This is a genomic window from Bradyrhizobium sp. CB3481 (genome assembly GCF_029714305.1).
In the GTDB taxonomy this organism is placed as follows: Bacteria; Pseudomonadota; Alphaproteobacteria; order Rhizobiales; family Xanthobacteraceae; genus Bradyrhizobium.
In genome coordinates this window covers 4,265,095-4,277,773 of record NZ_CP121647.1, presented here as the reverse complement: position 1 = coordinate 4,277,773, position 12,679 = coordinate 4,265,095, and the positions used below count along the sequence as shown (strand labels likewise).

Sequence of the window (12,679 nt, the reverse complement as noted above, 5' to 3'; positions counted from 1 at the left end):
CACCTGACCGTAATGGCACGCAAAATGCACGGTCGGGACGACGCTTTTCAGCGAGGGATCAGCGGGTTGGCCCAGCAACGTCAAGCGTTGCCTAAGAAACGATCTCCGGACGACCCGACCCCTTGAAAGGCCTAGCCCATGAAACGCGTATCTCTGGTTGTTACCCTAGCCGCTGCCGCCGCTCTCTCGGCCCAGGCCGCCTCGGCGCAAACCCTCAAGACGGTCAAGGACCGCGGCCAGCTATCCTGCGGCGTCAGCCAGGGCCTGCCGGGCTTCTCGTCGCCGGATGACAAGGGCAACTGGACCGGGCTCGACGTCGACATCTGTCGGGCGATCGCCGCCGCCATCTTCAACGACGCGAACAAGATCAAGTTCGTGCCGCTGTCGGCCAAGGACCGCTTCACCGCGCTGCAATCAGGCGAAATCGATGTGCTGTCCCGCAACACCACCTGGACGCTGTCGCGCGATACCTCACTCGGCGCCAACTTCACCGGCGTCACCTATTATGACGGCCAGGGCTTTCTAGTGAAGAAGGCGCTGAAGGTGAATTCGGCGCTGGAGCTGAACAGCGCCTCGGTCTGCGTGCAGACCGGCACCACGACCGAGCAGAACCTCGCCGACTACTTCAAGGGCAACAACATGAAGTACGAGGTGATCGCGTTCGCGACCGCCGACGAGACCGTCAAGGCCTATGAATCCGGCCGTTGCGATGTCTTCACCTCGGACGTCTCTCAGCTCTATGCCGAACGCCTGAAGCTCGCCAACCCGGCCGACCACGTCGTGCTGCCCGAAGTGATTTCGAAAGAACCGCTCGGACCGATGGTCCGCCACGGCGACGACCAGTGGTTCGACGTCGTCAAGTGGACGCTCTACGCGATGGTTGGCGCCGAGGAGCTCGGCATGACCCAGAAGAACATCGACGAGATGGCCAAGTCCGACAAGCCGGAGGTCAAGCGCGCGGTCGGCACCGACGGCAATCTGGGCGAACAGCTTGGCCTGACCAAGGACTGGATGATACGGATCGTGAAGGCGGTCGGCAATTACGGCGAGTCGTTCGAGCGCAACGTCGGCTCCGGCTCCAAACTCGGCATTGCCCGCGGCCTCAACAACCTCTGGAGCAAGGGCGGCATCCAGTACGCCCCGCCGATCCGCTAAGCGCCAAAGAGAGGGGCTGCGGCGATGGCCATCGAACCCCGAAAACCACCGTCGCAGCTGCTTCCGAGGCTGCAGAAGGCCCTCGGCGGGCGTGCCGGCTGGAGCGGCTTCGTGCTCCAGCTGCTGTTCGTCGGCGCGCTCGCCTGGATCTCCTACGAGATCGTCGCCAATGCCCGCGCCAATTTGCAGGCGCAGCGGATCACCGCGGGCTTTGGCTTCCTTGCCAACAATGCGGGCTTTGACGTCAGCCAGAGCCTGATTTCCTATTCGGGCTCCGACCCCTATACGCGCGTCTTTGTGGTCGGCCTGCTCAACACGCTGCTAGTGTCGGTGATCGGCATCTTCTTTGCCACCATCATCGGATTCCTCGTTGCGCTCGGCCGGCTGTCGCCAAACTGGCTGCTGGCGCGAATCTCGGGCGGCTATGTCGAACTGATCCGCAACCTGCCGGTGTTGTTCCAGATCCTGTTCTGGTACCTGGCCGTGCTCGCCGCGCTGCCCAACCCGCGGCAGAGCGTTTCGATCTTCGACGCCGTCTTCTTGAGCAACCGCGGCCTCGTCGTTCCCCGGCCGATCGGCGAGCCCGGCTTCGAGCCGTTCGTCGTCGCTCTGCTGGTGGCGATTGTCGCCACGATCGTGCTGTGGCGATATGCGCGTCGCCAGCTCTTCCAAAGCGGCAGGGTGATCAAGGTCTGGCCCTATGCGCTTGGCATGATCATAGGCTTGCCGCTGCTCAGCGTACTGATCTTCGGCAAGCCTGTTACCTTCGAGGTGCCGGTGCTCCGCGGCTTCAACTTCGCCGGCGGCTCGCGCCTCATTCCGGAGTTCGTCGCGCTGACGGTGGCGCTGTCGACCTACACGGCGGCCTTCATCGCCGAAATCGTTCGCGCCGGCATTCTCTCCGTGCACAAGGGCCAGATGGAGGCGGGTTCCTCGCTCGGTCTGCAGCGCGGTTCGGTGCTGCGGCTGATCGTGATCCCGCAAGCGATGCGGGTGATCCTCCCGCCGCTGACCAACCAGTATCTCAACCTGACCAAGAACTCCTCGCTGGCGGTGGCGATCGGCTATCCCGACCTGGTCTCGGTGTTCGCCGGCACGACGCTGAGCCAAACTGGGCAGGCGATTGAGATCATCGGCATCACCATGGGCGTCTATCTCCTGATCTCGCTGATCACCAGCGCGATCATGAGCTTCTATGGATGGCGCATCAGCCGGAGCATGGGCGGATGAGCGATACGACCGCATCCAATTTTGTCCGCCAGGAGCTGGTGCCGGAACGGCCGGCGCCGGTGAAAACCACCGGCTCGATCGGTTTTCTGCGCACGCGCCTGTTCAATTCGCCGACCAACATCCTGATCACTATCGTCAGCTTGTTGCTGCTGTGGGTGATCGTCGTTCCGGCCGTGAAGTTCGCGTTTATCGACGCGGTCTGGATCGGCAAGGACCGCACCGCGTGCCTGCCGAAAAATCCGACAGACGTGGTCGGCGCCTGCTGGCCCTTCATTCAGGCCAAGTTCTCGCAGTTCATCTACGGCTTCTATCCGGAGCCGGAACGCTGGCGCGTCAATCTCACTTTCGCTCTCGCGACGATCCTCTTGGTTCCGCTGCTGATTCCGCGGCTGCCGGCTAAGGGCCTGAACGCCTTATTGTTCTTCGTGGCATTGCCGGTCGTTGCGTTCTTTCTGTTGCGCGGCGGCGGCCTCGGCGGCTTCGGTGTGAGCTGGACGGCCGGGCTGCTCTCGGGCTTCAACGACAGCATCGGTGAGGGCGGCAGGAAGCTGGTGGCCTCCGGCGAGGCGACGGCCGTCATCGGTCCGCTGCTATGGGTGATCGGCAAGCTCCTGGTGCTGATCAGTACGGTGGTGAGCTGGATACTTTGGCCGCTGAGCTGGCTCCGCGAGCAAATCCAGAGCTATGGCCGTCCGGTCTGGGCCGATCTCGGGGCGACTGCCGCGATCGTGTCGGCGCTGTTGTTCTGGCTGACTGGCAGCATGCGCGCGCTTGCCACCAATCTTGCGATCTTCGTCGGGATCGCCGTCGTCATTGCGATCATGGGACTCGACAGCGGCGGGCTTCCGGAAGTGGATACGCGCTTATGGGGCGGCCTGCTGGTGACGCTGGTGGCGTCGGTCGTCGGCATCGTCGCCTCGATGCCGGTCGGCATCGCGCTGGCGCTGGGCCGCCGCTCGACCATCCCGCTGATCCGGATTTTCTCGATCGCCTTCATCGAGTTCTGGCGCGGCGTTCCCTTGATTACCGTGCTGTTCTTCGCGACCTACATGCTGCCGCTGTTCGTTCCGACCGGCTTCACCATCGACGGGCTGATGCGCGCCCTGATCGGCATCGCGCTGTTTGCCGGCGCCTATCAGGCCGAGGTGATCCGCGGCGGCCTCGCAGCGATCCCGCGCGGACAGGCGGAGGCGGCGAGCGCGCTCGGCCTGTCCTGGGCCAAGACCACGGCGCTGATCGTGATGCCGCAGGCGCTGCGCCACGTCATTCCGGGTCTCGTCAACAGCTTCATCGCGCTGTTCAAGGATACTTCGCTGGTCTCGATCGTCGCGCTGTTCGATTTGCTCGGCCAGCTCCGGGCCTCCTTCAGCGATCCGGTCTGGTCGACGCCGACGACGCTGTTCACCGGCTTCGCCTTTACCGGAATCATCTACTTCGTCTTCTGCTTTGGCATGTCGCGCTACTCCCTGTTCGTCGAGAACAGGCTGAACGCCCATCGCCGCAACTGAGTACATGGCCATGACCGCAAATTCAATCGTCGGCATCAACGCGCTCAACAAGTGGTACGGCGACTTTCACGTGCTGCGCGACATCAACCTCGACGTCGCGAAGGGCGAGCGCATCGTGATCTGCGGCCCCTCGGGCTCGGGCAAGTCGACGCTGATCCGCTGCATCAACGCGCTGGAGGAATTCCAGGAAGGCCAGATCGTGGTCGAGGGCATCGAGCTCGGCCCGAACCTGAAACGGGTCGACGAGGTCCGGCGCGAGGTCGGCATGGTGTTCCAGAGCTTCAACCTGTTCCCGCATCTGACCGTGCTGGAGAACTGCACGCTGGCGCCGATCTGGGTGCGCAACATCCCGAAAAAGGATGCCGAGGCGGCCGCGATGAAATTCCTGGAGCGGGTCAAGATCCCGCATCAGGCCAACAAATATCCGGGCCAGATGTCAGGCGGTCAGCAGCAGCGCGTCGCGATCGCCCGCGCGCTGACGATGAATCCGAAGGTGATGCTGTTCGACGAGCCGACCTCGGCGCTCGATCCCGAAATGGTCAAGGAGGTGCTCGACACCATGGTCGACCTCGCCAAGGAAGGCATGACCATGCTGGTGGTCACCCACGAAATGGGATTTGCCCGCGAGGTCGCCAACCGCGTCGTGTTCATGGATGCCGGCCAGGTGATCGAGTCGAACACGCCGCAGGAATTCTTCGCCAACCCGCAGCACGCGCGGACCAAGCTGTTCCTGAGCCAGATTTTAAGGCACTAGCTTCGGGCGAATAGGGAGTGGCGAATAGCGAATAGGGAAATCCATTCGCTACTCGCTATTCGCCACTTAAACCTTCTCGAACGGCACGTCGATCTGCGTACGCTTCTCCAGCCAGGTCGGCACCGGCAGGTTCTTCGAGCGCATGAATTCCGGATTGAACAGTTTTGACTGATAGCGGCCGCCGGAATCGGCGAGGATCGTGACGATGGTCTTGCCAGGCCCGAGCTGCTTCGCGAGCCGTATTGCCCCCGCGACGTTGACGCCGGTCGAACCGCCGAGGCACAGCCCCTCGTGCTCGACCAGCTCGTAGATCACGTTTACGGCTTCCTCGTCCGAAATGAGGAAAGCGTCGTCGACCTTTGCGGTCTCGACGACGGGCGTGACGCGGCCGAGCCCGATACCCTCGGTGATGGAGTCGCCCGGCGTCGACTTGGCCTTGCCGTGCTTGAACAGCTCGTACATCGCAAACCCATGCGGATCGGCGCAGGCATTGACGATGCCCGGGTGCTTTTCCTTTAGATAGCGGCTGGTGCCGGCGAGCGTTCCGCCGGTGCCGACCGAGCAGATGAAGCCGTCGATCTTGCCGCCGGTCTGCTCCCAGATCTCCGGCCCGGTGGACTCGTAATGCGCCTTCGCGTTGTCGAGGTTGTTCCACTGGTCGGCAAACAGCACGCCGTTCGGCTCGGTCTTGCGAAGCTGCGCCGCTAGCCGTCGCCCGACATGCTGGTAGTTGTTCGGATTGGCATAGGGCAGTGCCGGCACTTCGACGAGCTCGGCGCCGCAGAGCCGCAGCATGTCCTTCTTTTCCTGGCTCTGGGTTTCTGGAATCAGGATCAAGGTCCGGTAGCCGCGCGCGCTGGCGACGACGGCGAGACCGATGCCGGTGTTGCCGGCGGTCGATTCCACCACCAGCCCACCGGGCTTGAGATCGCCGCGCTTCTCCGCTTCCAGGATCATCCATTTGCCGGCGCGATCCTTCACCGACTGGCCCGGATTCATGAATTCGGCCTTGCCGAGAATGGTGCAGCCGGTCAGTTCCGATGCGCGCTTCAGCTTGATGAGGGGCGTGTTGCCGATCGCTTCGATGACGTCTTTGTTGAAGGCCATGTCTTTGAAATCGCCGGTTTGTTCTGCCTAATCCCTAGGCGACCCTAAAGGACCGCTGGCAGCCGCACAAGTAAGCGTTCGGGCAGGGCAGTCAGGTCGGTTTCGCAAACACCACCTGGCGGACATCGATATTTCCCGACAGGAATCCTGCCTCACAATAGGCCAGATAATATTCCCACAGCCGCCGGAAGCGATCGTCGAATCCTGATGGCATCAGCCTCGGCCAGGCTGCGCGGAAATTGCTTCGCCAGATCGCAAGCGTCTTGGCATAATCTTGCCCAAAGATGCGTTCGCGGATGACGGGAACGCCGAAGCGCTCGCCAAGTGCTTTCAGGATCTCAGGCGAAGGCAGCATGCCGCCGGGAAATACATAGCGCTGGATGAAATCGACCTCGCGGCGATAGGTCTGGAACAGGCTGTCCTGGATGGTAATGGCCTGGATGCCGGCCAGTCCCCCCGGCAGCAGGCGGTCGCGCAACTGTGAAAAGTATTTCGGCCAGAACTGCTCGCCGACCGCCTCGATCATCTCGATCGACGCGATCCGGTCGTAGCGGTCGCGCTCGTCGCGATAGTCCTGCAGTTTGATCTCGACCTTGTCGCTGAGCCCGGCATTGAAGATGCGCGCCTGCGCAAAATCGCGCTGCTCCTTGCTGATGGTCAGTCCAACGACCTTGGCGCCAAACGTCTTGGCGGCGTATTCGGCAAAGCCGCCCCAACCGCAGCCGATTTCCAGCAGCTTCTGACCCGGCCGCAGATCGATCGCTTCGGCGAGGCGCCGATATTTGTTGTGCTGGGCTGCGGTGAGATCCGCCATGCCATCCTCGAACAAGGCCGAGGAATAGGTCATGCTGGGATCGAGCCACGCCGAGTAGAAGGCGTTGCCGATGTCGTAATGCGCATAGATGTTGCGACGGGCCTGCCGCCGCGTATTGCGGTTCAGCCAATGCCTGACGAATTGCAGCGTGCGCGTCAGCGGCTTCGCGGTGAGCATCGTCTGCATCCAGTCCTGATTGACGCAGAACAGATAGAGGAATTGCGTCAGATCAGGCGTATCCCATTCACCGCGCAGATAGGCTTCCGCAATCCCGATGTCGCCGCCGCGCAAGAGGCGCGAGGCAAAGCCGTAGTCGTAGATCTTCATCGCTGCGGCAGGACCTGGCCCATTGCCGCCGAGCCGTACGGTGCGGCCATCGGCCAGCGTCACGTCGAGCGTGCCATGTTGCAGCCTTGAACCGAAGCCCAGCGCCAGCCGGACCAGGCGAGGCAATTCCGGAAACGTCGCGTCTACGGTTTCCGATGTGACCGAAATCAACTCGGACATGTGCGATCCATCGAACGTCGGATTAACCGGACTTCGCATGGCCGATCGGCCCTGCTTCAGTCTTTGGCATGGGCGGACAACGCCGGCGAAGTATAATCGTTGCCATCAGCAGTTCTCAAGGTGGTATCGAGCGTGGCGCGCTGACGCGGCACCAGCCGGACCCCCTTGAGCCATAGCCGCAGCGCTTCCAAGTGGATCGCTGCCATGACCTTCATGGTAACCAACGGCAGCGCAACAAACGCGTGCAACAACTCCTTGGTGTCAAGCGGGCGGCGATTGCCATTGAAGGTTGCGGCGAGCAGGGGGCCGCTGTGGTCGGTTTCCAGAATTCGCAGCAGCACGCGCTCGCCCGGTGGCCGTATCCGGAAATGGTAGCGCACCGCCATCTCGACGAAGGGGGAGACGTAGAACAGCTTGTCCTGCTGCTGGCGCACACCGGCAGCGCTGATCTCGCCTGGCGTTACCGGCAATACATAGGAGTGGATTTCGCCAAAGGTGTTGCGGACTTCATAGATCAGCAATGCCAGCTCGCCATCGGCGCGGTAGCAGAAATAGGCCGAGAGCGGATTGAAGGCGTAGCCGAGCAGGCGGGGATAGCAGAGCAGCAGCACTCGCCCGCCCGTGAGGTCGATGCCGCGATCGGCGGCGCGCCGCTGGGCGTAAGCGAGCAAGGACGATCCGTCGCGCGGGCCATGGTCGGCCTCATGAAAGCTGTAGAGCGCGGTGCGGTTGACGGCGAACAGCGGCGACTGCCGGTCCGCTTCCGCCAGCCGGTCCAGATCGATCAGGAGGCTCATGACGCGATAGCTGAAGCGATGACCGACCGGCTTCAGCCGCGCATGCATGACATCGCCGATGTAGAGCGAAGCGGCCTCGGATGGCGCATCGGGTGGTCCTGAGAGAAGAGGCGGCGGGCGCATGGCTACGCCGCGGCCTCCGCCAATTCGGACGGCACCTCGCGCCAGGGCGCCACCGCACCGAGTGCCTCGGCGACCGCCAGGCCTGATCGCAATCCGTCCTCGTGGAATCCGTAGCCGGTCCACGCGCCGCAGAACCAGGTACGCCGCCGGCCCTGAATTTCAGGCAGCCGCTTCTGGGCGGCGAAGGCCGCGGCATTATATTGCGGATGCTCGCAGATATACTTGCCGAAGGTCAGTGCGGGATCGGGCTCCACCGGCGGATTGAGGCTCACGAATAGCGGCTTGTCCGGATCGATGCCCTGCAGCTCGTTCATCCAGTAGGTCACGGAGACGTCGTTGCTGGCGCTCCGATCGACGCTTCTTTGGCGCGGCCAGCGCAGAAAATTCCAGGAGGCCCAGGCGCGCCGGCGTTTCGGCATCAGGCTGGCGTCGCGGTGCAGATAGATCGTGTTCGGCGAATAACCGATCGCGCCGAGGATCGCGCGCTCATGCTCGTCGGCATCCGTCAGCATGGCCAGCGCCTGATCGCTGTGCGAGGCAATCACGATGTGGTCGAACGTAGCGATCTTGCCGTGGCTGTCATGCACGATGACGTCGCGCGCCGTACGCTCGATGGCCGTGACGACGCAGCCGAGCTTGATACGGTCGCGGAACGATGCCGTGAGTTTTTCGACATAGCGCTGGCTGCCGCCCTTCACGGTGCGCCAGGCGGGGCGCTCATAGTGCAGCAGGCGATGATTGGCGAAGAAAGCGACGAAGTTTTCCGCCGGAAAGTCCATCATCTCGCTTGACGGCGCCGACCAGATCGCGGCGCCCATCGGCGCCAGATAATCGGTGAGCAGCCGCGGCGCGAAGTGGCGCGTGCGGAAATATTCGCCGAGCGAAAGCCCGGCCAGCCGGCCCGCGGCATAGTCCTCATGCTTTGCTGGTTGAAGGTGATAATGTCGCGCAGCATCCAGAGATAGGAGGGCGACAACAGGTTGCTCGGCTGCGCGAACAGGCCGCACGCGGTCTCGAACCAGTTGCTGCCGCCGCCTTTCCATTCGAAGCCACCGGTGTCCGCCGTCACCGCAAAACTCATGCAGCTCTCGACGGTCTCGACGCCGAGATGGGCGAACAGCGCGGTGAGGTCGGGATAATTCAGCTCGTTGTAGACGATGAAGCCGATATCGACGGCAAGCCTGACGCCGTCATAGTCGATGCTGACGGTATGGCTGTGGCCACCTGGTCTGAGCTCGCGGTCGTAGACGGTGACCGGATAATGTTTCGACAAGGTCCAGGCCGCGGCATTGCCACTGATTCCCGTCCCGACCACCGCGACCCGCATTTTTGGCCCCTCCGTTGCACGTGGCGAGATACGGGGGGCTGTTCCCGGAGTTTCAAATCAGCAACAGGTGCCGATTCGGCTTGTGCGGCAGGCGGATTCCGGGCGTCAGAACGGGGGAAAAACTTCAGGAAACCCCCAGGAAAATCGCCGGAAAACCCCATGAAATCTTCGTAAGATTCGCTTGCGCAGCGGCGTCCGGACGGCGCGCGAACCCTATAAAACAAGGGGGAAGCGGGCGCTTTGCCGGCCGTTTTGCCTGTCCGGACAGGTCGCCGGCGAAGGCCCGCGCGGGGCTGTCCGCGCCCTGTTCGCAAGGCTAATATCGGGCAGGATTCATCGGAAGCATCACCCCGTGATCGTAGTGCAGGCCAACAGGAGACGCGCTCGTTATGCGCCGCGCCGGGATTTGCCCGGTGGAGAACGGGTGTGACTCAATCCCTTGCAACTGCTGCGATCGAGGTCTGGCCTGGGCTGTTGATGGTCGGCAGGCGGCTGGCGCGCTTCTTCGCGGTGCTCGGCTGCGTCGCCGGTTCGGCGGGCTGCATCCTGACCAAGGACCTGCCCGATCCCGCGCTCGACATTCCCGAAGGCTACAAGGCGGCGAGGCTCTCGAAGGCCGCGGATGCTCCGCCGACGCTCGACTGGTGGCGCGGCTTCCGGTCGCGGGAGCTGACCGGCCTGATGGAGGAAGCGCAGACCGTCAATCTGGACATCGCGGCGGCAACCGCCCGTTTCAAGCAGGCCGATGCGCAAGCGCGGATCACGGGTGCGGCATTATTGCCGGCCCTCAACGCCAACGGGTCGGAGACCTATTCGCGAACTTCAGGATCGAGCTCCAGCGGACTCACCAATGGCGGACGCGAGGTCGTCAACTACTCGGCGTCGTTCAGCGCCAGCTATGAGCTGGACTTCTGGGGCAAGAACCGCGACGCCGCGCAGGCCGCGGAGGAGACCGCGAATGCCAGCCGCTTCGACCGCGACGTCGTAGCCTTGACCACGCTGACGACGGTCGCCAACGCCTATTTCCAGGTGCTGGCCGCGCAGGACCGGATTCGCACCGCGCAGCGAAATATCGCGAGCGCCGAGCGCATCCTGGGCGCCATCAAGGACCGCTTCAGGGCCGGCACCGGCAACGACCTCGACGTCGCGCAGCAGGAAAGCGTGCTCGCCAACCAGCGCGCGCTGGTGCCGCCGCTGCGGCAGACGCTCGACCAGAACATCAATGCGCTGGCGACGCTGGTGTCGCGGCCGCCGGAATCGGTGCGGATCAAAGGCGGCTCGCTCAACCAGATCGCTGCGCCGCGCGTGACGCCCGGCCTGCCGTCGGAGCTGCTGACGCAGCGCCCTGATATCCGCCGCCAGGAAGCCCAGCTCGCCTCCGCGACCGCCAATGTCGGCAGCGCCCGCGCACAGTTCTTTCCGAGCATTCAATTGACCGGGCAGGGTGGCTATCAGAGCTCGGCACTGACATCGCTGTTTCAGCCGCACGCCGCCTTCTTCAGCATGGTCGGCAGCCTGACCCAGCCAATCTTCGACGGCGGCAGGATCCTCGGCAATTTCGAACTGACCAAGGCGCGGCAGGATGAGCTGCTTCAGACCTACCGCAAGACAGTGGTGCAGGCCTTTGCCGACGTCGACAACGCCTTGTTCTCGATCCGCCAGACCACGGAGAAGCTGCGGCTGCAGCGCGAGGTGGTGGCGGCGTCACGGCGGGCATTCGAATTGTCCGAGCAGCAGCTCCGGGCCGGAACCGCCGACATCGTAGTTGTGCTAAATACGCAGCTGACATTGTTCCAGGCTGAGGATGCGCTGTCGCAGGCCCAACTGGCCCGGCTGCTCGCGATCGTCAGTCTCTATCAGGCGCTGGGGGGCGGCTGGGAGCCTAGGATGGAAAGGCCGGTCGATGCTCTTTAAGCCGGAAGCAAAGGACGACGCGAAGACGGCGGGCAAGCGCGTCGCGCGCGGCATTGGCCGACGGATGGTGTCGCTGACGATCATGCTGCTGATCCTGGGCGGGCTCGGCTATCTCGGCTGGAACGCATTCCAGCAGAAGCAGACCGGCCGCGGCGGTCCCGGCGCGCGCCCCGATCTGCCGGTGCCGGTGCTGGCGGCGATGCCGCGCATTCAGGACGTCCCGGTCTATCTCGATGCAGTCGGCTCGGTCCGCGCGCTCAACACAGTGACCGTGCGCTCGCAGGTCGACGGCAAGCTGATCAAGGTGAATTTCGTCGAGGGGCAGGACGTCAAGCAGGGCGACGTGCTGGCCGAGATCGATCCTGTGATCTACCAGGCGCAGTACGATCAGGCGGTGGCCAAGAAGGCGCAGGATGAAGCCCTGCTGGCCAACCAGAAGCTCGACCTGGCGCGCTATCAGCAGCTTGCCACCTCGAACGCCGGCTCCAAGCAGCAGGCCGATACGCAGCGCGCGGTGGTCGCCCAGCAGGAAGCGCTGATCCAGGCCGACCAGGCCGCGATCGATAACGCCAAGGCGATGCTCGGCTACACCAAGATCATCGCGCCGCTGACGGGACGCGCCGGCCTGCGCCAGGTCGACCAGGGCAACATCATCCGCGCGGCCGATGCGACCGGCCTCGTCATCCTGACGCAGTTGCAGCCGATCGCGGTGCAGTTCAGCCTGCCGCAGCAGCAGATCGTGCGCGTCAACGCCGCCGCCGCCAAGGGCTCGCTTGCGGTCGACGTGTTCGGCAATGACGGCGTGACCGTAATCGACACGGGCACGCTCAAGGGCATCGACAACCAGGTCGATCCGACCACTGGCACGCTGAAGCTGAAGGCCGAATTTCCCAACGCCAAATTCCAGCTTTGGCCGGGGCAATTCGTCAATGTGCGGCTGAAGGTCGAGACGCTGGAGAAGGCGATTGTCGTGCCGTCCTCCGCCGTGCAGCGCGGCCCTGTCGGCACCTTCAGCTATGTGATCGGTCCCGATAATGTCGCGACCGCCAAACCGGTCGCGGTGACGCAGCAGAACGAGAACGATGCCGTGATCGCCAGCGGCCTTTCGACCTCCGACCGCGTCGTAACGACGGGCTTCGCCAATCTGTCCGACGGCGCGAAGGTGTTGATCGGCACTGACGACCGCGCGCCGACCGCCGATCTTGCGCCGCGCAAGCGCAGCCGTTCGCCCGATGCGAAGGGCGGTCAAGGCAAGGACGGCCAGGCCGTTCAAGGCAAGGATGGTCAGGGCGGAGAGGGCCAGGGCAAGGACGGCGAACGCCGCGGCAAACGCGAGCGCGGCGAGGGCGACCAGAAGGGACAGACCGGCCCGGCACCAGCCGAGCCGTCGGGCGGCGCTGCGAAGTCGCAGCCATGATCGACGCGCCGCACGCCTGTAAATGA

Annotated in this window: 10 protein-coding genes and 1 pseudogene; 6 read left to right on the top strand and 5 right to left on the bottom strand. The window is 63.7% G+C overall.

The window, feature by feature from the left end:
• The first annotated feature begins 138 nt into the window (after nucleotides 1-138).
• From QA643_RS20745 to QA643_RS20730, 4 genes are read left to right on the top strand one after another with little or no spacing between them, the layout of a single operon-like run.
• Nucleotides 139-1,155, top strand: a complete 1,017-nt coding sequence (locus QA643_RS20745) for an amino acid ABC transporter substrate-binding protein (RefSeq protein WP_283027766.1) — start codon at nucleotides 139-141, stop codon at nucleotides 1,153-1,155.
• A gap of 24 nt (nucleotides 1,156-1,179) precedes the next feature.
• On the top strand, nucleotides 1,180-2,385 hold the full coding sequence (locus tag QA643_RS20740) for an amino acid ABC transporter permease (RefSeq protein ID WP_283027765.1): 1,206 nt from the start codon (nucleotides 1,180-1,182) through the stop codon (nucleotides 2,383-2,385).
• Nucleotides 2,382-3,893 (top strand): amino acid ABC transporter permease, encoded by a 1,512-nt coding sequence (locus tag QA643_RS20735; RefSeq protein WP_283027764.1) that lies wholly within the window; start codon nucleotides 2,382-2,384, stop codon nucleotides 3,891-3,893. The genes QA643_RS20740 and QA643_RS20735 overlap by 4 nt, the downstream gene beginning before the upstream one ends.
• A 10-nt stretch (nucleotides 3,894-3,903) precedes the next feature.
• Complete coding sequence (locus QA643_RS20730) at nucleotides 3,904-4,647, top strand: amino acid ABC transporter ATP-binding protein (protein ID WP_283027763.1); 744 nt, start codon at nucleotides 3,904-3,906, stop codon at nucleotides 4,645-4,647.
• A 66-nt stretch (nucleotides 4,648-4,713) separates the two neighbouring features.
• On the opposite strand, the gene QA643_RS20725 is transcribed toward QA643_RS20730, so the two are convergent.
• From QA643_RS20725 to QA643_RS20705, 5 genes and pseudogenes are all read right to left on the bottom strand, one after another.
• Complete coding sequence (locus QA643_RS20725; protein WP_283027762.1) at nucleotides 4,714-5,754, bottom strand: cysteine synthase A; 1,041 nt, start codon at nucleotides 5,752-5,754, stop codon at nucleotides 4,714-4,716.
• Between the two features lie 91 nt (nucleotides 5,755-5,845).
• Nucleotides 5,846-7,075 carry a cyclopropane-fatty-acyl-phospholipid synthase family protein gene (locus tag QA643_RS20720; protein ID WP_283027761.1) on the bottom strand — a complete coding sequence of 410 codons (1,230 nt, stop codon included), beginning with the start codon at nucleotides 7,073-7,075 and terminating at the stop codon, nucleotides 5,846-5,848.
• Nucleotides 7,076-7,131: 56 nt separating this feature from the next.
• A complete protein-coding gene (locus QA643_RS20715) occupies nucleotides 7,132-7,995 on the bottom strand; it encodes a DUF1365 domain-containing protein (protein WP_283027760.1) in 864 nt (287 codons plus the stop codon).
• 2 nt (nucleotides 7,996-7,997) lie between these two features.
• The gene (locus QA643_RS20710; protein ID WP_283027759.1) at nucleotides 7,998-9,038 is read right to left on the bottom strand and encodes an FAD-dependent oxidoreductase; all 1,041 of its coding nucleotides are present in this window, start codon (nucleotides 9,036-9,038) and stop codon (nucleotides 7,998-8,000) included.
• Between the two features lie 74 nt (nucleotides 9,039-9,112).
• Nucleotides 9,113-9,322: pseudogene (locus QA643_RS20705) on the bottom strand (NAD(P)-binding protein); the annotation flags it as partial.
• 477 nt (nucleotides 9,323-9,799) lie between these two features.
• Here QA643_RS20705 and QA643_RS20700 point away from each other — a divergent pair.
• Both QA643_RS20700 and QA643_RS20695 read left to right on the top strand, forming a co-directional pair.
• A complete protein-coding gene (locus QA643_RS20700; RefSeq protein ID WP_283034868.1) occupies nucleotides 9,800-11,236 on the top strand; it encodes an efflux transporter outer membrane subunit in 1,437 nt (478 codons plus the stop codon).
• Nucleotides 11,226-12,653, top strand: coding sequence for an efflux RND transporter periplasmic adaptor subunit (locus tag QA643_RS20695; protein ID WP_283027758.1), 1,428 nt, complete (start codon nucleotides 11,226-11,228; stop codon nucleotides 12,651-12,653). The genes QA643_RS20700 and QA643_RS20695 overlap by 11 nt, the downstream gene beginning before the upstream one ends.
• Nucleotides 12,654-12,679: the final 26 nt, after the last annotated feature.